The 20,844-nt window shown below is 58.0% G+C and carries 15 protein-coding genes; 3 read left to right on the top strand and 12 right to left on the bottom strand.

Translation table 11 applies throughout. From position 1 onward, the window contains the following. Positions 1-15: 15 nt before the first annotated feature. The 5 genes from J7394_RS03705 to J7394_RS03725 form a co-directional block, all read right to left on the bottom strand. On the bottom strand, positions 16-1,950 hold the full coding sequence (locus tag J7394_RS03705) for an ABC transporter ATP-binding protein (protein WP_209251049.1): 1,935 nt from the start codon (positions 1,948-1,950) through the stop codon (positions 16-18). Continuing rightward, positions 1,950-3,113 (bottom strand): ABC transporter permease, encoded by a 1,164-nt coding sequence (locus J7394_RS03710; protein WP_209251050.1) that lies wholly within the window; start codon positions 3,111-3,113, stop codon positions 1,950-1,952. Before J7394_RS03710 ends, J7394_RS03705 begins: the two co-directional genes overlap by 1 nt. Position 3,114: 1 nt before the next feature. Further along, the gene (locus tag J7394_RS03715) at positions 3,115-4,107 is read right to left on the bottom strand and encodes an ABC transporter permease (RefSeq protein ID WP_247748031.1); all 993 of its coding nucleotides are present in this window, start codon (positions 4,105-4,107) and stop codon (positions 3,115-3,117) included. An 89-nt stretch (positions 4,108-4,196) separates the two neighbouring features. Beyond that, positions 4,197-6,248 carry an ABC transporter substrate-binding protein gene (locus tag J7394_RS03720; protein WP_209251051.1) on the bottom strand — a complete coding sequence of 684 codons (2,052 nt, stop codon included), beginning with the start codon at positions 6,246-6,248 and terminating at the stop codon, positions 4,197-4,199. Between the two features lie 93 nt (positions 6,249-6,341). Beyond that, a complete protein-coding gene (locus tag J7394_RS03725) occupies positions 6,342-7,241 on the bottom strand; it encodes a LysR substrate-binding domain-containing protein (RefSeq protein ID WP_209251052.1) in 900 nt (299 codons plus the stop codon). Between the two features lie 263 nt (positions 7,242-7,504). On the opposite strand from J7394_RS03725, the gene J7394_RS03730 reads away from it, so the two are divergent. Both J7394_RS03730 and J7394_RS03735 read left to right on the top strand, forming a co-directional pair. Continuing rightward, a complete protein-coding gene (locus tag J7394_RS03730; protein ID WP_209251053.1) occupies positions 7,505-8,281 on the top strand; it encodes a mannosyl-3-phosphoglycerate phosphatase in 777 nt (258 codons plus the stop codon). A gap of 18 nt (positions 8,282-8,299) precedes the next feature. Then, positions 8,300-9,535: a glycosyl transferase gene (locus tag J7394_RS03735; protein ID WP_209251055.1), complete on the top strand. Its 1,236-nt coding sequence runs from the start codon at positions 8,300-8,302 to the stop codon at positions 9,533-9,535. On the opposite strand, the gene J7394_RS03740 is transcribed toward J7394_RS03735, so the two are convergent. Beyond that, positions 9,513-11,255, bottom strand: a complete 1,743-nt coding sequence (locus tag J7394_RS03740; RefSeq protein WP_209251056.1) for a sugar phosphorylase — start codon at positions 11,253-11,255, stop codon at positions 9,513-9,515. The two genes, J7394_RS03735 and J7394_RS03740, sit on opposite strands and share 23 nt — an antisense overlap. Before the next feature lie 570 nt (positions 11,256-11,825). Between J7394_RS03740 and J7394_RS03745 the strand changes: the two genes are divergently transcribed. Continuing rightward, the gene (locus tag J7394_RS03745; RefSeq protein ID WP_209251058.1) at positions 11,826-13,376 is read left to right on the top strand and encodes an AMP-binding protein; all 1,551 of its coding nucleotides are present in this window, start codon (positions 11,826-11,828) and stop codon (positions 13,374-13,376) included. Positions 13,377-13,432: 56 nt separating this feature from the next. Here J7394_RS03745 and J7394_RS03750 read toward each other — a convergent pair whose 3' ends face one another. The 6 genes from J7394_RS03750 to J7394_RS03775 form a co-directional block, all read right to left on the bottom strand. Continuing rightward, positions 13,433-14,584, bottom strand: coding sequence for a porin (locus J7394_RS03750; RefSeq protein ID WP_209251060.1), 1,152 nt, complete (start codon positions 14,582-14,584; stop codon positions 13,433-13,435). 124 nt (positions 14,585-14,708) lie between these two features. Continuing rightward, positions 14,709-15,638, bottom strand: coding sequence for a carbamate kinase (gene arcC / locus J7394_RS03755; RefSeq protein ID WP_209251062.1), 930 nt, complete (start codon positions 15,636-15,638; stop codon positions 14,709-14,711). A 3-nt stretch (positions 15,639-15,641) separates the two neighbouring features. Continuing rightward, positions 15,642-16,643 carry an ornithine carbamoyltransferase gene (gene argF / locus J7394_RS03760; RefSeq protein ID WP_209251064.1) on the bottom strand — a complete coding sequence of 334 codons (1,002 nt, stop codon included), beginning with the start codon at positions 16,641-16,643 and terminating at the stop codon, positions 15,642-15,644. A gap of 20 nt (positions 16,644-16,663) precedes the next feature. Then, entirely contained in the window at positions 16,664-17,890 is a 1,227-nt protein-coding gene (locus tag J7394_RS03765; protein ID WP_209251066.1) for an arginine deiminase, read from the bottom strand. Continuing rightward, positions 17,887-19,218 (bottom strand): amino acid permease, encoded by a 1,332-nt coding sequence (locus J7394_RS03770; RefSeq protein ID WP_209251068.1) that lies wholly within the window; start codon positions 19,216-19,218, stop codon positions 17,887-17,889. Before J7394_RS03770 ends, J7394_RS03765 begins: the two co-directional genes overlap by 4 nt. Before the next feature lie 6 nt (positions 19,219-19,224). Beyond that, positions 19,225-20,631 carry a YfcC family protein gene (locus J7394_RS03775; RefSeq protein WP_209251070.1) on the bottom strand — a complete coding sequence of 469 codons (1,407 nt, stop codon included), beginning with the start codon at positions 20,629-20,631 and terminating at the stop codon, positions 19,225-19,227. Between the last annotated feature and the right edge of the window lie 213 nt (positions 20,632-20,844).

Genomic DNA, 20,844 nt, shown 5'->3' on the forward strand with positions numbered 1-20,844 from the left:
GGGCATTTCGACCGGCTACGCGGGTTCCAGCGTCTTGATCCTTTCTGCGGTCACGTGCTGATCCAGATGACAGGCCACGAAATGCCCCTCATCCACTTCCACCAGTTGGATCGGCTCATCCGAAGGCTGATCCGGGATGCGCAGCGACACCCCGTCCGGGCCATTCGAGGCAACGGGATGAATCATGTCGCCCTCAAAGCGGATCGGCTTGAATTCGGCGTCGGGGTCGGGATGCGGTACGGCGGACAGCAACGCCTTGGTGTAAGGGTGCTGCGGGTTGAAAAAGATCTTGTCGGTCGGGCCATATTCCATGAACCGCCCCCGATACATCACCGCCACCCGGTGCGAGATCTGTGCAACCACGGCCAGATCATGCGCGATGAACAGGAAGCTGACACCCAGTTCGGCTTGCACGTCCTTCAAAAGCGCGACGATCTCGGCCTGAATCGACACATCCAGCGCCGAGACGCATTCGTCACAGACAACAAATTTGGGCTTGGACACCAGAGCGCGCGCAATGCAGATCCGCTGCCGCTGACCACCGGAGAACGCATGCGGGAAGCGGCGCAGATGCTCTAGGTCGATCTTGCAACGCGCCGCGATCTCGCGCACCCGTTCATCAATCTGGTCCCGGTCCGTCATCAAACCCGAAGCCACCAGCGGTTCGGCGATGATATCGCGCACCGTCATGCGCGGGTTCAGTGAGGAATACGGGTCCTGAAAAACAAGGCTCATTTCCGGGCGGAAGCTGCGTAGCAAGTTGCCACCAAGGGTGTGCAACTGAACCGGGCCTTCATGGAACGCCATGTTGATCTTGCTGCGCACCGCGCGCAGCTCGGCCTCGGAGGCGTGGGCAAGGTCGATATCGCCCTTTTTCTTGCGGTGAAAGATCACCTCGCCTTCGCTGGGATCAATGGCGCGCAGCATCGCGCGGCCAACGGTGGTTTTGCCCGATCCGCTTTCGCCAACGAGACCCACGGTTTCACCCTTGAGGATGTCGAAAGTGATGTCACTGACCGCGCGGACCGTTTCAACCTCGGTTCGGAAAAGTTTCTTCTTTCGCACCTCGAACGCGACGCCCAGATTGTGAACGTCAATCAGCTTGCGGACCTTCTTCAGTGGCGCGGGCGGGACGACCTTGTCCAACCTCGGAACCGCGTCCAGCAAGCGCTGAGTATAGGCCTGTTGCGGGTTGTTGATGACCTCGCGTACGGTGCCGCGCTCGACAATCTCGCCCTTATACATCACCGCGATGTCATCCGCGACTTGGGCCACCACACCCAGATCGTGGGTGATGAAAACCATGCTCATGCCCAGCTCGGCCTGCAGGTCACGCATCAGTTGCAGAACCTGCGCCTGAATGGTCACATCCAGAGCGGTCGTCGGCTCATCCGCGATCAGCAACTGCGGACCAGCCGAGAGGGCCAGCGCGATCATGGCCCGCTGGCGCATGCCACCCGACATCTCATGCGGGAATTGATCCACGCGGGCGGAGGGGTTGGTGATGCCGACCTTGTCAAGCATCTCAATCGCCAACTCGCGCGCCTGCCGTTTGTTCAGCCCGCGATGCAGCTGGATCGCCTCCATGATCTGGTTGCCGATGGTGTAGATCGGCGAAAAGCTGGCCATCGGCTCCTGAAAGATCATCCCGATCTCACCGCCGCGGATCACGCCCATACGTGGATCATGGGGGCGCACCTTGGCCAGATCGACGGATTTGCCGTCCTTCATGACGTAGTTGATCTCGGACCCCTGATCGATGCTGGCAATGCCGGGCAGCAGCTGCATCACCGCCTTGGTCGACACGGATTTGCCCGAGCCACTTTCACCCACGATGCCAAGCGTCTTACCCTTCTCCAGCGAGAACGAAGCATCGCGAACCGGCTGAATCAGCCCTTCATCGGTGCGGAAAGACAGGGTCAGGTTTTTGACCTCGAGGATGTTTGCCATCACTTTGCCTCCGCATAGGGGTCAGCCGCGTCGCGCAGCCCGTCGCCGATCACGGTGAAGGCCAGGACTGCCACCACCACGAACACGGCGGGAATGAACAGCCATGGGGTTTGCTCGATCGCGCGCACCGATTGCGCCTGTTGCAGCAGAACACCCCACGAGACCGACGGCGGGCGCAGGCCCAGTCCAACGAAAGACAGCGCGGTTTCCGACAGGATCATGTAGGGGAATGAGATCACAAGATCGACGATGATGAAGCTAGTGAAGCTGGGCAGCATGTGCTGACCGATGATGCGCTTGGGGCGTGCGCCGGCCAGTCGGGCCGCGACCACGTAGTCCTCATTCCGAATCGATAAAAGCTGAGACCGGATGCGCCGTGCCAGTGTCGGCCAGCCAAAGAGGCCAAGGATCAATGTCATCGCAAAATAGACCTGCGTGGTCGACCACTCCTTGGGCATGGCGGCCGCCAGTCCCATGTAAAGCGGGATGATGGGCACCACCCGGATTACCTCGGTCACACGTTGGATGACGTTGTCGATGAGGCCGCTGAAATACCCGGCAATCCCGCCGATGAACAGCGCCAGCACGAAGGAGATCAGCACCCCGATCACACCAATCGAAAGAGAGGTGCGCGTGGCATAGATGGTGCGTGAGAACACATCCCGCCCCAGATCATCCGTGCCCCAGAAATGGATTTTGGCGTCGGGGTTCTGCAAGCCGATCAGGTGGCGGTCGGTTGGAATAAATCCCAGAGCTTTAACCGGTTCTCCTTTGACGAACAGCCCCAAATAGTTGCGCACCTCAGGGTCGGGCACCGAGACGGCCCGCAGGGTCACCGGATCACGCTCGGTCTTGGTGCCGTTGATAAAGGGCACGACAGAGCATCCGTTATCGTCGCAAAAGCGCGGGATTTGCGGCGGTCCTTCGATATAGGAGGTATCGCGCGTGACTGGGCCATAGGGGGCGACAAATTCGGCAAACAATCCGGCCAGCGCCATCAGCCCCAACACGATCGAGGCATACATCGCGGCGCGGTGCTTTTTGAAGCGCCACCAGATCAGGGTCCATTGCGAGGCTGAATAGTATTTCAGCAGCTGCTGACGTTCTTTTTCCGCAGCCCGACGCTGGGCCGGGGTCATTTCGGGATCTGTCATATCGGTCATGTCACGCCCCCAGCTTGATGCGCGGGTCCAGCCACGCCAACAGCAGATCGGAAAGGAAATTCATGAACACGATGGCAAAGGTCAGCATCAGCAGGATCGCACCCGCCACGTTCATGTCGAGGTCGAGATACGCTTTCAGCAGCAGCTCACCCAGTTCGGTCAGGCCCAGAACCACGGCCACGATCGGCAGCTCGGAAAAGATCCGGTTCACGTCAAACCCGATGGTCGAGACGACCGGGTTGATCGCCAGCCGGGCCGGGTATTTGATCAGCAGCTTCCGCTCGGGCACACCGCGCGCGCGGGCTGCGGTGACAGACAGTTTGTTCAGCTCATCCGACATGGTCGCGCGCACGGTCTGGATTTGGTAGGCCACTGCCGACCAAGCTAGAACCACCGCGGGCAACCACAGGTGTTTCAGCATGTCCCAGACCTTGGCCGCGCTCCACGGGGCGTCTTGATATTGGGCCGAGAACAAGCCGCCGATATCCGCCCCGAACCAGCGGTTGGCGAAATACAGCATAACCAGCGCCAGCAGAAAGTTCGGCAGCGCGAGCCCCAGATACGAGAAAATCGTCAGACCATAGTCAATGGCCGAACCGCGCCGCACGGCCGCATAGATCCCAACGGGGATTGAGATCAGATAGGTCAGGATCAGCGTTGCAAACAGGATGCCCGCGGTCAGCCAAACCTTGTCACCGATCACCTTGGTGACCGAGGTTTCAAAGGCGAAGGCCTGCCCAAAATCCCAGCGCAGAACGATACCGCCAATCCAGTCGAAATACCGAAGCAACATGGGCTTGTCCAAACCCAGCTCCTGACGGATGGCTTGCACATCGGCCTCGGTTACGTTGACCCCGGTGCCCGAGTATTTCCGAAACGCGTAGCGGTCGGCGTAGTCTCCGGGCGGGATTTCCATGATCAGGAATACCATCATCGACACCAGAAGCATCGTGATGGCCATTCCTACTAGTCGTTCGGCGGTGAATCTGAGCATGCGTCTGTCCCGAAATTGCAGCTTGGACTGCAAACTCCGGGGCGTCTGCTGCAAACGCCCCGGAGGAAAGTGTCAAACCCGTATGGGGGTTACTGTTCCAGCCACCACTGCGAGGGGCGGTAGGGGTAGGTCCAGTAGAAGTCGTAGGTTTTCGACTTGATGGGTTTGACGTTCTGCAGGTCGTTGCGCCACAGGAAGGGGGCAACGATGTCACCGACAGTGCCGATCTTCAGCATGTTGTCCGTGTGGATCTTGACGATTTCCGCACCGATTTCGTTGCTGGTGTCCGAGCCGAACTCAGCCTGGATGAAGCGCTCGCTCAGCTCCCACAGCTTCTGGATATCGGCTGGGGGTTCGACGCCTTCGGCCCCATCGGTCTGTTTCCAAGTGGCCCATTTGGCACCGGTGCCCGGGTTGAAGAAGTCACCAAAGGGCGGCACGAAAACGGTGGTATCCTGCGAGATGGTCGGGCCGGCATTACCGTCATACTTCCAGGTCGTCAGGTCCAGATCGTTGTTGTTGCCCGATGCGCGGTATTCGTCCGAGGTAACCTCTTTCAGATCGACGCGCACGCCCACGGCGGTCCAGTAGTCCCGCACCAGCTCCATCATTTTCACCGGCACACCCTGCGAGGAATAGACCAGGCGAATGACCAGAGGCTTGCCGTCCGGGCGCTCCAACGTGCCGTCGCCGTCGCTGTCGCTCAGGCCCATTTCGGCCAGAAGGGCCTTGGCGCCCTCGACATCATAGGCAATGTCCTTGGTCAGCACGTCGTCCGAGATGAACGATACGGTCTTGGGCTCGGCCGGAACACCCTGCATCGGAGTGCCCTGACCCAGATAGACGATCTCATTGATCTCGTCGCGGTTCATCGCCAGCGACATGGCGCGGTTGAAGCGCACATCGTTGAAGATTTCGCGCAGTACTTCGTCGTTGTGGGTGCGGTTGAACGAGAAGAACACGTTTTCACCCAGGGTCGGCGCGAACTGGATTGTGTAGCCGCCCTTGGCTTCGTTCTCTTTCAGCAGCGGGAAGTCCTCCAGGAAGATCGCCTGCTGTTTCCAGACAACCTCTCCATTCATGACCTTGAGGTTCTGAACTTCCTTGTCGCTGACATAGCTCTCAACGATTTCGTTGATATAGGGCAGCTGATTACCTGCAGTGTCGACCTGGTGGAAATACGGGTTCGCCACCAGCTTGCGGCCTTCCGAGGTCTCTTCGACAACGATGTGGCTTTCGAGGGTCGGCACAACCGCACGGCCGATGGCAGCGGCTTTGTCGGCGTCTTTCAGCAGCGGCGATGGAACGTCTTTCCAGTCCGAACCGCCATAGTAGAAATCAACCGCTTCGGCACCGTTGGCGAAACCGTATTCCTGCGCCAGCGCATCGGCGTTTTCGTTGTACTTGGGCATGAACTGGCCCAGGAAATGCTTGGGCTGGAACGGTTGGCCATAGTCGACGGCAAAACGGTTCAGGATGCCCGGCGTCGGCACCGGGAAAGTCATGCGGACGGTCACGTCGTCAACCGCCTCAACCTTGATCGGCTCGCCTGCAAACAGCCAGCGATCCGGAGTTTTTTCCAGAATGTCGGTGTTCAGCAGCAGGTCATTGTACCAGAAGGCAACATCTTCGGCGGTGAAGGGTTCGCCGTCAGACCATTTGTGACCTTCACGCAGCGTGATCGTCAGAACGGTTTTGTCTTCGTTCCAGTCCCACGCCTTGGCGACGTTGGGAACAACCGTCTGCAAGTCATCCGCATAGCGCACAAAGTTCACATGGCGCACAGACAGAAGGTCCGACGTGCCCGACTCCGTCGCTTTCGAGATGCCGGTGATCGCGCCGCCATATTGGCCGATGCTCTCATAGGGCATCACAACCAGAGGCTCGGCGGGCAAGCGGTCTGCAACAACGGCCAGGTCGGCGTTGCCAAGGATTTTGCCGTTCAGTTCCGCAATCGCCGGGTTTTCCGAGAATTCCAGGGTGCAGGATGCGGTCGATTGCAGCTCGGCCAGTTCCAGCTGCTGCGGGAACGCGGGCTCTACCCCCATTGGATCAGCGACGGTGGCGACCGGGCAATTTGCCAGCGCGGGAACCGCAATCATTGTTGCGGCAGTGGACATCAGGATATGACGGATCGTCATGACAACCTCCAGGTTTGTTCGACGATCCGCTTAAGGGGCTATTGTAACAGTTTAATAATAAATGCGAGATTATAGCTTTAAACTATGGTACGGCTATTCGCTAACGCTCGCCAAAGTTTCTTGGGTAATTTCATAGAATTGCCGGACGGTGGCCGACGCAGCCATTGCGGGCATCGAAACCAAAAACTGATGAGCGCTTAGTTTTTGATCGTTAATCGGGATGAATTTCAGGTCCTTGTCGGCCGTCACCAACTCCGATTCGAAGCCTACCCCCTCGCCGACGCCAGCCCGAACCAGCGAGGTGATCGACCCCCAGGAGCCGAGGCCCAAAATGGTATCCGGCGCGATACCAGCCTCGGAAGCTGCGCGTTCAAACACCTGACGCGTACCGGCATTCGGCTCGCGCTGTATCAGCCTCAGTTTCGCGACATCGGCCCAACTGAGGCTTTCGACGTCCCGCAACGCGCCTTCGCTTTGGGCGACGATGCCGATCCGGAACGAGGAGACCTTTTGGCAATGCATCGTCTCCAGCGGTTCGCGCGCGGTGACAAAGGCGACATCCAGATCACCGGTGCGCAGCAAAGGCAGCAGGTCGAGGCTGGCCATGGCACGCGCATTCAGGGTGACGCCTGGATAGGTCTGGATAAATCGGGCAATAGGCGGCATGGCGATCTGATAGGTTGAATAACCCACCCAAAAGCTGCCCGACTTCAGGTCTTTCCGCGCGCCAATCGCCAGATCGACCTCAGACTTCAACGCCAGCAGAGCCTTGATCTGCGGACGCAGTGTTTCAAACATTTCGGTGGTTTCAATACCCTTGTTGCCCCGCCGCAAAAAGCGACACTCGGTTTGCCGCTCCAAGGCGACGATCAGGTTGGAAACCGTGGGTTGAGAGACGCCCAACTCTTCTGCCGCAGCCGTGAAACTGCCGGTGCGGGCAACCGCCTCAAGCGCTTTCAGCTGGCGAATGCTCGGTTCTACGTTGCTGGGCATGGTTGGCTTCCTTCGCTCGCGCTTTTGTGCAGGTGATCCGGAACGGGCACAAAGCTCGATGCCCGGATACACTTTCCTAGCTTTATCCGTTTTCATTTCCCGCGCGTCCAGTGCGCTCGGGAGCGGGCTAAGTCAGGTTTTACCGGTCTAATTTGCCTAATTCTTAATCGTTCTCGCATGTATGCTGATTTTTTAAACAAAAAACTCGCATCTTCTTGTGATTTGAGATGTAGCCGCACAGTCTCGGATGTTAGTCAGAAGCCATGCTCCAACGCCTGCCACTTCTGGTTTTCTCCGATCTCGATGGTACTCTGCTGAACCATCACGACTATAGCTGGGACGCGGCGCAACCCGCGCTAAAACGGCTTCGGGACATTGGCGCGGGGCTTGTGCTGGCCAGCAGCAAAACCGCTGCCGAGATTGTTGGGTTTCGCCAAGCCATAGGCTTTTCGAACATGCCGTCGATCGTTGAAAATGGTGCTGGCATTCTGGCACCCGGCCACCCAGAAACCGACGGACCCTCTGAATATCTGAACATTCTGAATATCCTCCGACACCTCCCACCCGGCTTTCGTGGCTTCGCAGATATGAGCGTGCAGGAGGTGAGCGACAGGACCGGGCTTGATCTTGTTGCGGCAGAGAAAGCCCAAGATCGGCATTTCAGCGAACCGGGCGTGTGGGATGGCGCGCCAGAGGATCTAGGTACGTTTATCTCCGAAGCCGGGCGGTACGGTCTAAAGGCCAGGCAAGGCGGTCGATTTCTTACTTTGTCGTTCGGAAAGACCAAAGCGGACGCCATGTCCGACGTGATCCGACAGTTGCAACCGGAAAGAACCATCGCGCTTGGCGACGCACCGAACGATCTGGAAATGATCCTTGCCGCCGACACTGGTGTCGTTGTCGCAAACCGGTATGGTGCACCCATTCCACTCCAGGCACCCGAAGCCGAGCGGCGGATATTCAGAACCACACGCGAAGGCTCCGAAGGCTGGGCCGAGGCCATTCTGACCCTCACTGCACCCGATCACAAAGACAGTTAACCAAGACAGGCAGCCCAAATGGCAGACTTCCATCAGAACGGAAACATCACCACGCTTCACAACCTGCGAAGCCGCCCGGCCGAGCATCTGGTGCACGAAATCTCTGTCTTTGCCGAAACGCGCAAGGTGACGTTGATCCTGCCCTGTCTCTACTCAGAACTGGAAGGTCCGGCCCTTGCGGGAATTATCGACGAGCTGTCCAAGGTCAGCTACCTGCATCGCATTATCATCGGGCTCGATCAGGCCGACGCGGAACAATACCAACGCGCCAGAGCGTTTTTCGACCGTTTGCCCCAGAAGCATGTTGTGATCTGGAACAGCAGCCCCCGGATGTTGCAGCTGGAAGAACGGCTGCGCGACCTTGGCCTTGCACCACAGGAACCCGGCAAGGGCAAAAACGTCTGGTCCTGTATCGGCTACCTACTGGCCTGCGCCGACAGCTCGGTCATGGCGATCCATGACTGCGATATCGTGACCTACAAACGGGATATGCTCGATCGGCTGGTCTACCCCGTAGTCAACCCAACCTTCCCGTTCCAGATGGCTAAAGGCTTTTATCCGCGCATCGGCAATGGCAACCTGAACGGCCGTGTCACGCGGCTTCTGGTCAGCCCTCTGCTAATCGCGCTGAAAAAGGTGATCGGAGATCGGGACTACATCGACTACCTGCGCAGCTTCCGCTATCCACTGTCAGGCGAGTTTGCTATTCGCACACCGACCCTGCCCGATCTGCGCATCCCGTCGGACTGGGGGCTGGAAATCGGCGTTCTATCTGAGGCCTGGAGGAACCTCGCACCCAAATCCGTCTGCCAGGTCGAGATTGCCGACAATTACGATCACAAGCATCAGAAGCTGTCGCCCGAGGATGCCAACACCGGGCTAAGCCGAATGTCCACCGACATCTGCAAAGCCATCTTCCGCAAACTGGCGGCAGATGGCACAGTGTTCACCACCAACACATTCCGGACCCTCAAGGCGACCTATTATCGCTCGGCTCTGGATTTGCTCGAGGGGTATTATACCGATGCAAAGATGAACGGCCTGGCGCTTGATCGCCATACCGAGGAAAAGTCGATCGAGCTCTTTGCCGAAAACATCATCCGCGCCGGGCGGGTCTTTTTGGAGAACCCCCATGAGACGCCGTTTATCCCGACATGGAACCGGGTCCATGCCGCAGATGCCGAGTTCCTGCACCACCTGAGCGAAGCCGTCGCGCTGGATCTGGAAGAGTTCACACAGCAGGGGCGTTCGTGATCCAGCGACACTGGTAAGGTGCCAGTGAGAATTCGGACATGTTGGCACCAAAAACCTCGCCGGTCAGGGCGTCCATCCATGTTTCTTCGGCAATCAGGTTCACTTCTGTCGGATTAATCTGAACGTGATCGGAAGACACGTTGTGAAGGGCGAAAATGGATTGGCTTCGATCCAGACTCTGCCGCCAGATGCCAAACACCCTTTCGTCGAGCCGCAAGGTAAACTGCGTCGCATTCGGGTGGAATGCCGACTGCTGCGCGCGAATGCGCAACCGGCGAGACATCTCCGACAAAACTCGGGATTGATCCGATCCGGGGTCGGCGAGCTTTGACAACAAATCCGGATAGTGCCAGCGATGCCGGTTGATCGCCCTGTTCATCCCGCGACGTTCCACCGCCTCATGGTCGTTCGGGGTGGCCAGGAGGGAATGGATGTAGAACGCGGGAATACCCTCAAGGGACATGACGATGGTCTGCGAACAGATGAAGCGGGCCAGGTGAAACTGATCTTCGCCGTCAAAGGTCGCGCGCATGGCCTCGAAGAAAGCGCAGTTCAATTCATAAGGTTCTTCGCGACCATCCGGCAAAGCGCGCATGGAAACCAGCCCGCCCAGCCTTCGCACGGTGTCGATCATCCGCGTCTTTTCTTCGGGTGGCAGCAGCCCTTCTGCGGGCCGCATCCCGATACCATCATGGCTGGCGGTGAAGTTCAGATAGGCACACCCCAATTGCGCCGGAGGCATGGCCGCCTGCCAATCGCGCAAGTACCGGGCCGTGCCGGACTGCATGGCGTGCAGGATCAACGGAGGCAGCGGAAAGTTGTAAACCGCATGCGCCTCGTTCCGATTGCCGAAATAGCTTAAATTCTCGGTGCGCGGAACGTTGGTTTCGGTCAGCAATACGACAGTCTCTGTCGTGAAATCGCAAAGCAGCCGAAGCAGCTGCACGATGGCATGCGTCTGAGGAAGGTGGATCGAAGTCGTGCCCACCTCTTTCCAGATGAAGGCCACGGCATCCAGCCGCAGTATGCGCACGCCCTTGTCGATATGCAGTCGGATGATCCGAAGCATTTCGATCAGCACCTCGGGATTTCGGAAATCCAGATCAATCTGATCGTGGCTGAAGGTACACCAAACGTGACGGTCGCCACGGCTCGTTTCAACCTGACGCAAAAGCGGCGTGGTTCTGGGTCGTACCACCGGCTGCAGATCATCTTCGGGCGTGGCCTCGAAGAAGAACCTGTCATGCGGCGGTTTTCCTTGCAGGTAGTTGTTGAACCATAGCCCCTGACTGGACACGTGGTTGAGCACAAGATCCGACATCAGATGGAAATCATCCGCGATGCGCGTGATGTCCGGCCAATCCCCCAATTGCGCACTGACGCTGTAGTAGTCCGAAACAGCAAATCCATCGTCGGATGTGAAAGGAAAGAAAGGCAGGATATGCACGCCGTTCACGACCCCTTGCAGATGACGCACAAGAAAATCGTGCAACAGGTCCAGCGGTTTATGAACCTGATCTTCGATGGAATTGCCGTAAGTGATCAGAACACTGTCCCGCTCCGACCACAGACCATTGCCGGGCTTTCGCCCCTGCTTTCTTTGGTGGTGGCCGGACGGCCAGAACGCTTGCACAATCTGCTCGGATAATTCTGTATGGTCATGGTCCGGGTAGATACGGATCAGAAGATCCGTCAGTCGCCGGGAGAAATTCTGGCTCATGGTCGTTGTGCTTGGCTCGGCTTCGTCAAATGCCAATTGTTCGCCAGAGCAGTAGATCTGTCAAACTAGTCCAATTTCAGCGGCGCGCCTTCCTTATGTTTATCGATCCATCTGCCTGTAAATTGGTCGATACCAAAGAAAATGGGACGCGGCTGTGACTTAACTGACCTTGCTGCAAAACTCTGTGCAGACCAAATCGTCTTCGCACCTTCAACCAGCCGAGCGCGCATTGCTTTTGAGCAGCTGTTTCAGTGCCGCGCCGGTTTCGCGTCCTTAGGATATTGAACGCCTTAGACGGACATCATCGATGGGCCTTGGATGCATTGCCATCGAAAACCATGCTATCTCGCCAAGGCACTTTCAGCTGGCGAAATTGCACAACAGCCCCGGAAACGATGCTTTTGCAGACCGGAAAACTCTCGGACATTGTCCTCACAAGTCGGCTTTTCGTCCTCAACAATCATTGAGCCGCCGCAAGTGTAAATGAGAAAAACGGGCAAGTCAGCGACTGGGAGATCCGGTTGAGCTTCGCGCTCGCGTCGCTGGATTACATTCGTGGAGGAGCAAATCTTGAATAAAATTAAGTCCGAAATCATTTGGCCTGACATGCAGGTCGAGATTGATCCCGATAGCTATTCGTCTGTCGTTGAGATGTTTGAACAGGCCTTTCTGACCTATCCTGAAAACACAGCCTATGTGGGTCTCGGTGGTAGCTTGACCTACACCGAGGTTGATCGCCTGTCTCGTGACTTTGCCGCAGTCCTGCAGTCGCGACTGGGCGTCCAGAAAGGGGATCGCATTGCCCTGATGGCGCCGAATATCCTGGCTTTCCCGGTCGCAATGCTGGGCATCATTCGGGCTGGTGGCGTGCAAGTGAACGTCAACCCGATGTACACCCCGCACGAGCTGGAACATCAGCTGAACGATGCCGGGGCAGAGATCATCGTCATCTTCGGCGGGTCGACCCCGACACTGGCGGAGGTCGTGGAAAACACGCCGATCAAAACAGTGATAACGGTTGATCTTGGCGACGCCACACCAACAGATATTCCAAGCCCCGCAGTAGACGAACGCCTGAAAGATACCCTGCGTTTTGCGACACTGCTTGATGAGGGGGAAGAACTGGACTTCACCCCGCCGGCAATCACCGGTGACGACCTGTTGTTCCTGCAATACACCGGCGGAACGACCGGCCTGTCAAAAGCCGCGGTCCTCAGTCACCGGAACCTGGTGGCGAACGCCGAACAGACCAAGGCGGCACTGCCCGAAGCGATGCGACACGGTGAAGAAGTCGTCGTGACGCCGCTGCCGCTCTACCATATCTTCGCCCTTATGGTGAACTTGATCACCTATAGCTCGATCGGCGCCAAAAACTACCTTGTGGCCAATCCGCGCGACCCGCAGCAGTTGATTGCAGCTTACCGCGACAGTGGCTTTACCGTTTCAACCGCTGTGAACACATTGATCTCGGGCCTGATCTCGCATCCAGAGTTCAAGGACGTCGATTTCTCGAACTATCGCGCGATGATTGGCGGCGGCGCTCCGGTGCAAGAGGCGGTCTCGAACCGCTGGAAGGACGTCACCGGCCACCATGTGCTGGAAGGCTACGGCATGTCCGAGACCTCTCCGGTTCTCACTCTGAATCCGATGGGTCAGGATACGTTCTCGGCGGCTGTCGGCTATGCGCTTCCCTCCACCGACATCATCTTGCTGGATGAAGATGACAATCGCGTGGCCGAGGGTGAAGCGGGTGAAATCTGCGCCAAGGGCCCTCAGGTCATGAGCGGCTACTGGAACCGTCCCGAAGAGACAGCATCGAACTTTACCAAAGACGGCTATTTCCGCACCGGCGATATTGGTGTGCGCGACGAAAACGGCCTCATCAAGATCGTTGACCGCAAGAAAGACATGGTTCTGGTCTCAGGTTTCAACGTCTACCCGAACGAGATCGAAGCCCATGTTGCCATTTTGGACGAAGTCGCCGAAGTCGCAGCGGTTGGCGTGCCAGATGAGAAAACCGGTGAGGCGATCCGTTTGTTCCTTAGCGTCACGGAGGGCTCTGACCTTACGTCCGAGCAGGTTATCGAACTTAAACGAAACGCTCTTTCTCAGTGGACTTAAGTCCTTTTCGTATTTGAGCTGAGCCGGATAACCGGCTCAGCGACATAATGCCCGGATCAGAATCGCCAGCGCGCGCCCAGAACAACGGTTGAAAGGTCGTCAAACTCGTCCGAGGAATCGTCATACGCGTAGTCCTGGTACGAGAAATAGGCTTCCATGTTGTACTGGTCGATGTTTTGCACAATACCAATACCCCAGACGTCCGAATCCGAGCCATCCGCGTTAAAGTCGGACCCGTCCCAATAGTGGAGACCGATGCCTGTTTTGCCAAAGCTGAACCAATCGGCTTCGTAGCCAACCTTCACATAGTAAAAGCTGGGATCGGTGGATGCGTCATCGTCCACGTCGCGTTCACCGGCGGCAACGGTAAAACTCAGCCCGTTTTCCAGCAGGATAGATGCCGACCCGACCAAGTCTTCGCGTTTTTCGCTTTCGGCACCGCCAGACCCGCTGTTGCCCTCGCCGCGGACCTGATAGGCAAGCCCGGCTGCAACCTCCATCCCATTGGCAAAGGTGTTGCCGTAGTAGACGGCAAAGTCGTAGTAATCGCGGTCGTCATCAAAGTCCTCTTCCAGCACGTTTTGACCGTATGCGGCGCTGAACGAAAAGCCATTGAAGGACGGGGTGTCATACCGAATGCGGGTTCTGCGCGAACCATCGAAGTTGTCGGTCGTATCTACAACAACCGGGCCGCTTAGAATGCCAGCATTGTCGCGGAACAAGAACGACGCGTTGGAGTCTGCAGTAAACGAATAAAGCACCAAGCCGACGAGCGACAGGTCTTGCTCGGCTACGCCATCGGCCGCCATGCTACCCTGACCCGCCGAGAACGTGCCCCAGTCTCCTTCCAGCGAGAAATCCACATGGCGGATATCCTCGCGGGTCCATCCGCTGAAATCGTTGCCGTTCTGGTCTGTTTCAGTCGAGTTGGGCAGGCCCAAGGCTGATTCAAATCGGAACCGGAACGTGTTTTCGCCATAAGGTTGTTCCAAGTTCAACCCTACGCGACTGTTTGAAGCATCGAAATCGCGGACATTTGTCTCCGTCTCCTGTCCGTCGTCCACCGAAATGATCGCCGGGTTCAACTGGCCGTAAAGCACAACAAATCCGCCGGAGTTGTTTTCATACTTCAGTTCAGCAGCCGCCGGTAAGGCGAGAACCAAAGTCAGCCCGGCCACCGAGGATAGCAATCCGTTTTTGTGTTTCATCTGTCATTCCCTCTCAATCAATCTCCCGTCGCACCATTGAAATATTGGGCCGTATGTTGCGGCTGTTGATTGGGTACGACTTTGTCTTCTACTTCGAGCCTCAGTTTATTCGATACCCTCCTTCTTAGTGGAACTCCGCCTCTCTTGCATCGGCGCGTATGGTTGTGCCCTTGGTTCCTGCCACGATCCCAGCAAGATCGGCGAGTGCGCCGATGGCGGCAGCCTTACCAGTCAATCGGGCAAATTGGGTGGCGGCGTCAACCTTTGGACCCATCGAGCCTGCGGCGAAATCGTATTCGGAAATCGCATCGGGCGTGATGGATTTGATCCCGCGCTCACTCTTGGTACCCCAATCCAGATAGACACTGTCGGCATCGGTGGCAGCGATGAACAGGTCGGCCCCCACTTCGCGCGCCAGCAGTTCCGAGGCCAGATCCTTGTCGATCACGGCCTCGATCCCTTCCAGCGTGCCCGCGTCGTTGTAGACGGTCGGAATACCGCCGCCACCTGCGCAGATCACCACGGTCTGCTTCTCTAGCAGCCACTTGATCGGCCTTATCTGAAAAATCCGTTTCGGCAGAGGTGAGGCAACGACGCGCCGCCATTTGTCCCCGTCCGCGCGGATTTCCCAACCTTTGTCGGCGGCCAGCCGTTCGGCCTCGGGTTTTTCATAGACCGGACCAATGAACTTGGTCGGGTTGTCAAAGGCCGGGTCCTTGGCGTCGACCTCGATCATAGTCAACAGCGTAGCCAGCGGCGTTTCCTGTGGCAGCCGGTTGCCCAGCTCCTGTTCGACCATATAGCCGATCATGCCTTCGGTCTCGGCCCCCAGCACGTCCAGCGGGTAGGCTTCATCCGGTTTATAGGCGTTGCCCTGCAGCGCCAGCAGACCAACCTGCGGGCCGTTTCCATGGGTGACGATCAACTCGTTCCCTTCGGCGATGGTGGCCAGCGCCTCGGCAGCGATGGCTGTGTTTTCGCGCTGGTTTTCCGCAGTCAGGGCCTGACCGCGGCGCAGCAGCGCATTGCCCCCAAGGGCGACGACAATGCGCATGGCTTAACTCCCCAGCGTGGCGACCAAGACCGCCTTGATGGTGTGCATCCGGTTTTCGGCCTGTTCGAACTGGATACCGGCGGGGCTTTCGAACACCTCTTCGGTCACTTCCATTTCGGTGATGCCAAACTTTTGATGGATGTCCTCACCCACTTTGGTTTCGGTGTTATGGAAGGCGGGCAGGCAGTGCATGAACTTAACGTTCGGATTGTTCGCCGCTGCCATCAGATCGCTGTTCACCTGATAGGGGGTCAGCTCCTTTATCCGGCTTTCCCAGACCTCGGCGGCCTCACCCATCGAAACCCAGACATCGGTGTGGATAAAGTCCACGCCATCCACCGCCTCTTTCGGATCGTCAGTGATGGTCAGTTTGGCCCCATAGCGCTTGGCGGCTTCTTCGGCCGGACCGCGGAACTCGTCCGAGGGCCACAGATGTTTGGGTGCCGCGATGCGCACGTCCATGCCCATCATGCAACCCGCGATCATCAGCGAGTGGCCCATGTTCGAGCGCCCGTCACCGACATAGGCATATTTGATGTCATGCAGGGGTTTCTCGCCATATTCCTGCATGGTCAACAAGTCGGCCAGCATCTGGGTCGGGTGGAATTCATCGGTCAGACCGTTGTAAACTGGAACGCCGGCATAGTCGGCCAGAGTTTCGGCCAAATCCTGACCGAAGCCGCGATATTCGATCCCGTCAAACATGCGGCCCAGAACCCGGGCGGTGTCTTTCATGCTTTCTTTGTGACCGATCTGCGACCCCGAGGGGCCGAGGTAGGTGACGCCCGCGCCCTGATCCATCGCTGCCACTTCAAAGGCGCACATGGTCCGGGTCGAGGTTTTCTCAAAAATCAGGCAGATATTCTTGCCCTTCAGGTGCTGGATTTCCGATCCAGCATATTTGGCGCGCTTCAGATCGCGCGACAGGTCCAGCAGATAGCGCAACTCGCGCTGGTTGAAGTCGAGCAGTTTCAGGAAACTGCGGCCCTTGAGATTAAATGCCATCGGTTTTGTCTCCTATCTTATTAATCCACAGGGTCGCGCCAGATCGGGCAGGTCATGCAGTGCCCGCCGCCGCGTCCGCGCCCAAGTTCTGAACCGGAAATCGTGATCACCTCGACACCCGCCTTGCGCAGCAACGTGTTGGTATAGGTGTTGCGATCATAGGCCACGACCACGCCGGGTTCCAAAGCGACCACGTTGTTGCCATCGTCCCATTGCTCGCGCTCCTGGTTGAACGCATCGCCGCCGGTCTGAACGATGTTCAGCGATTTGATGCCAAGGCATTCGGCGGCCACATCGAACAGGTGTTTTTCTTCGTGACGGAATTCGATCGCACCTTCTTTGTTGCCAGGACGCAGGCTGATGCACTGGATGTCGTTGCAAACGTCGACAAAGGCCGTTGCTGTTTCACGGTCGCAGTGGCTGAAGACCGTATCCAGGTGCATAGCTGCCCGGCTGCGCGGCATCTGGCACGCAACAACGCGTTCCGCAGCGCCTTTGGCGAACAGAGCGCGGGCAACTTGCCCCACCGCCTGTGGGCTAGTGCGTTCGCCCATACCGATCAGTACGCTACCATTGCCCCAAGGCATGACGTCCCCGCCTTCCACAGTGGCTGCACCGTGATCCTTGTCGGGATCGCCCCACCAGATTTCGAAATCGCCATCCTTGAACTCGGGATGGAATTTGTAGATCGCCGTGACCAGCAGAGTCTCGGGCCGGCGTGCAGGCCAATACATCGGGTTGACCGTGACGCCACCATAAATCCAACAGCTGTTGTCGCGGGTGAATTGCGTGTTGGGGATCGGCGGGATGACAAAGCCCAGCGGCCCCAGATAGCTGCCGAACATCCCCGACGGCTTGAAGGGCATATCCTCGACCGCAATGCCACCGATCAAGTACATCGCCAAATCCTTGGCGGCCATCTCGTTTAGCCAGCCGCGCAGCTCGTTCATCATACCGATGCCGACCTGATTTTCGGTGATGCGACGATCCAACACCCATTTGCGGGCCTCTTTGTCCTTTAGCGTCGTCTCAAGCAGCGCGTGGAATTCCAGCACTTCGACGCCGCGCTCCTCCATCTTCATGCGGAAATCGGCGTGATCGGCACGGGCTTTGTGTACCCATAGAACGTCGTCATACAAAAGCTCGGCTGCGTTGCCTGGCGTCAAGCGGGAATGGGCCAGGCCCGGTTCACACACCATCACCTTTCGAAGTTTTCCAATCTCGGAATGGGCTCCAAATCCAGTCATGTTTCCTCCCTTGCATGAGCATTGCCAGACTGCCAGCGCAGCCAGACATGAATGGGCAAACCTGCTAGCAGCAGCAGAACGCCCCAGAAAACCACGTCTTTCCCCGCGCCGAGGATTGCCCATAGCGAATAGGCAAAGCCAAGCGCGGCAAGGATAAGCGTGTTTGGTGACAAGCGTGTATAGTCGCCTCGGCGCGCGCGGATCATAATCTCGACCAACGCGCACAGCAGATAGGGGATCAGCGTCGACAGGGTGGCCAGCAAAATGATGAACTCAAACTGCTCGGCCAGTGACCGTGTATAGTTCATCGCGACCAGCGCGCTGGCCAGAAGGCTGGACACGATCAACCCAAAAACAGGCGTGCCGGTGCGCGACAGCCGCGCGAACTGCGCCGGGAATAACCCATCGCGCGCCGCCCCGAGCGGCACCTGCCCGGTCAACAGCACGAACCCGTTCAACGTGCCGAAGGTTGAGATACAGGCCCCAACCGCAATGAAAACGGCCCCGCCAAAACCCCACATCACTGCCGCCACATCCGCCAGCGGCGCATTGGTCCCCGCCAAAAGTGACGAGGGCACGACGCCAAGCGCCACATAGGTCGTCGCAATATAGACCAGGGCCGCCACGCAGGTACCGACAATCGTGGCGCGTGGGATGGTGCGTTTGGGGTCCTTTGCCTCACCTGCAGGAACGGTCGCGGATTCCAGCCCGACAAAGGCCCACAGCGTCAGTGCCGCGCAGGTCGAAATGGCTGAAATATTTGACATCCCGCTGACATTCACCGGCCGGAAATTGGCGCTGTCCACATAGGCAAAGCCCAGCACGATCAGCACCAGCAACGGAGCCAGTTTCATCACGGTGGTCACAACCTGAATGATCCCTGCCTCGCGCACGCCGCGTACATTGATCCAGGTCAGCAGCCACATCGACCCCAGCGCCGCCACCAGCCCAGCCAGCGCGCTTTCGCCGACCGCCGGGATCATCACACTCAGATATCCCGCAAACGCCACCGCCACGGCAGCATTGCCCGACCACAGCGCAATCCAATAGCCCCAAGCGATCATGAAACCGGCGAAATCCCCGAACCCTTCGCGCGCATAGGCATAAGGCCCACCGGTATCCGAGGACAGCCGCGCCAGCCGCCCGAAGATCAGCGCCAGTACGATGGCCCCTCCGGCGGTCAGCACCCAGCCCGCCATCGAGATCGGCCCGAACGCCGCCAGTGACGACGGCAGCAGGAATATCCCCGAGCCAATCATGTTGCCTACCACCAAGGCGGTACACATCCAGAACCCGAGCGCGCGTGGGGTGTCAGCGGAAGTCGTCATCGCGTCTTACGCGATCGCCGACAGGCTGAGCCCGGCCATGATGATCACGATCAGTACACCCAGCAGAGGCAGAGTGAATTTCAACCACCGCTCATACGGCACACGCCCCAGTGCCAGCCCGCCCATTACCACCGCCGAGGTCGGCGTGATCAGGTTCACCAGACCGCTGGCCGACTGATAGGCCGTGACAACCAAAGACCGATCCACATTCGAGAAATCCGCCAGCGGAGCCATGATCGGCATGGTCAGAACCGCAAGACCGGATGAGGACGGCACCAGGAACGACAGCAAACCCTGCAACCCGAACATGGTGTTGATGAAAGCCACCTGCCCCAACCCGTTCACTGCGCCCTCGGCCCAATACAGGATCGTGTCGGTGATGTTGCCCGCATCCATTACGATGACGATGCCCCGAGCGATCCCGATTACAAGCGCTACGCCCAGCAAGTCGCGTGCACCATCCACGAAGGTCGAGGTGAACTCTTCCTCACCCATCCGCGCGATCAGCCCGACGACAATTGCAGCCACTAGGAACAGGCCCGACATCTCGGCCATCCACCAGCCTCCGACGGAGACGCCCCAGATCATCACGCCAAAGCTGGCCGCAAAGATCACAAGGATCACCCCATGTGTGCCGGTAAAGGCGACAGGCGCGTCGTTCTCGCGTTTGCCCTTGAGGAAATGCGCTTCGTTGCTTTCGCGTTTGTCGGCAACGATCGACAGATCGGGGTTGGCTTTGACCCGCGCAGCATAACGCATGACAAAGGCGACACAGGCCAGCCAGCAGGCCCCCAAAAGCGCAAAGCGCAGCATGATCCCGTTGGTGAACGGCACCCCCGCCGCATCCGAGGCGATGACCGTGGCAAAGGGATTGATCGTCGAGCCCAGCGTGCCCACGCCCGCGCCCAGCATGATGATTGCCACCCCCACTGCAGCGTCATAGCCTGCGGCAATCATCACCGGAATGATCAGCGTGTAAAAGGCCAACGATTCCTCGGCCATGCCATAGATGGTTCCGCCAGCGGCGAACAGCGCCATCAGAATGGGGATCATCCACTTTTCGTGCCCCTCCATCCGCGCCATAGCCTTGGCGATCCCTGCGTCGATGGCCCCGGTATGGGCGACGATCCCGAGAAAACCGCCGATCACGAGGACGAACAGTGCCACGTCGATCGCTTGTGCCTCATAGGTTGCGGGATCATAGAACCCCGCGATCGGAGCCAGAACCACGTCGAAAAAGCCCTGGGGCTGCGGATCAACGACCTGATAGCTGCCCGGAACCGGGACCGCTTTGCCTAAAAGCTCATTCTCAACCCGGTCATACTGACCGGCCGGTACGAACCAAGTGGCAATCGCAACCACCGCGATCAATACGAACAGGATGGTATAGGCAGTAGGGAACTTGAACTTCATTTTACAGTCCTCTGAAAGCTCCGAAAATATGCGTCACGCTGTCAGCGCGTCCGATGGTCGTCCCGCAAGAGGCTCGCCTTGTCACCGTGCGAGCCGCAGGCCTGATCAAACGGACTATGCAGAACCGACGGGATCCGCAGTTTGATCTGAGTCGGCGAAAATCCAAAAAGATGTAACAAAAATGTGAAATTTAACCCTCACGATTTCGGATGG

It is taken from the genome of Ruegeria sp. R13_0, from assembly GCF_017743995.1.
Classification (GTDB): domain Bacteria; phylum Pseudomonadota; class Alphaproteobacteria; order Rhodobacterales; family Rhodobacteraceae; genus Ruegeria.